The following is a 1264-nucleotide window of genomic DNA, read 5'->3' as shown; positions in this document are numbered from 1 at the left end:
GCGGCGAATGGTACTCCGCGCACGGTGAAGGCAGTCCCGCCGTCGCCCTGGACCGGGCCGAGGAATCCATGGCCAGAACCGCTGCGATCTGGATCAGAGACGTCGGAATCCGGCCGATCCTCGGTCGGGTCGTCCTTCGGGCAGATGCCGCCGACGATCCGTATTCGAGCAGTTGTGAAAACCTCGAGCAGTTGGAAGAACTGTGGTCCGATCAAGTCGGGACCAGCGTCGATCAGGCGACTGTCGTGTGCAAATCCGGTGGCGGAAATGCCTATTACTCGAAGTTCGAACTCGATCACAGCTACGCGCACGTCGGTGCCGAGCCCGATGGCACCTTCAGTCGCGTCCTCCGCCACGAGTTGGGCCACAACTTCTATGCCGACGACTATCACGGCGGTGGCGCCGAGGGATCGACCATCATGAACGGCAACGACCTCTCGCGCTTCGACGGCACCGAATTTGCTGCCATCGTCGATGCTGCGGATGTTGCCTCGGCTCGACTCGACGATGTCGGTCGGTACACGGCAAGTCCGATCCCGCCGTACGCCGCACTCGACACCGCGCGGGTCCGCTCAGGTGGCGCGGTCACCGTCGACGCCGTCGCGAATGATCATGACAGCAACGGAGATTCGATCAAGGTGACCGGCGTCGAGGCGACATCACTTCTCGGTGGCACCGTGAAGCTCGAAAACGGCGAAGTGGTGTTCGAAGCCGGAACGAAGGCAGGCACCGACAGGATTCTCTACACACTCACCGACGCAGCCGGCGGGACGAGCACCGGCTGGATCATCGTCGACGTGAGTGCGTGAGAACTGAATCAGGCGACTTCGACGCTCGACTCCTCGCCGAGAACTCGGAACTCGGTGCCGTCGGCAGCCATTTCCGAATAGCGACCGTAGAAAATACCTGTGGCTTCGTCGCGGATGATCGCTTGATGGATGGGAACCGCGACGCGCGGCGCTACCGCACGGAGGTAGTCGATGGCCTCCGAGATCTTGAGCCACGGTGCGGCGGCGGGGAGGGCAAGAACGTCGACCGTCTGTTCGGGGACGAAGAGGGAATCGCCGGGGTGCATGAACTGCGCCGGGTTGCTCGCGTCGCCGAGGAGGAACGCGGTGTTGTCGATCATCGGTAGGTCCGGATGGATGATCGCGTGCTCTCCGCCCGCTCCGGTCACCTCGACGTCACCGATGCTGAACCGGTCGCCCGGGCGGACTCCGGTCCAGCGTCCACCGAGCTTTTCCGCCGTCTGCGGATCGCTGTA

General features: G+C 63.4%; 2 protein-coding genes. One reads left to right on the top strand and one right to left on the bottom strand.

Annotated elements, in window-relative coordinates:
• The coding region (locus tag ABT116_RS47520) for an Ig-like domain-containing protein (RefSeq protein WP_351647638.1) at positions 1-809 on the top strand (809 nt) is incomplete at its 5' end.
• An 8-nt stretch (positions 810-817) separates the two neighbouring features.
• On the opposite strand, the gene ABT116_RS47515 is transcribed toward ABT116_RS47520, so the two are convergent.
• The coding region (locus ABT116_RS47515; protein WP_351647636.1) for an MBL fold metallo-hydrolase at positions 818-1264 on the bottom strand (447 nt) is incomplete at its 5' end.

Origin of the sequence: Streptomyces sp. NPDC002130 (genome assembly GCF_040296465.1) — a bacterium.
Lineage (GTDB): Bacteria > Actinomycetota > Actinomycetes > Streptomycetales > Streptomycetaceae > Streptomyces.
The sequence above is the reverse complement of the archived record's forward strand: the minus strand, read 5'-3'. Positions and strand labels throughout refer to the sequence as shown.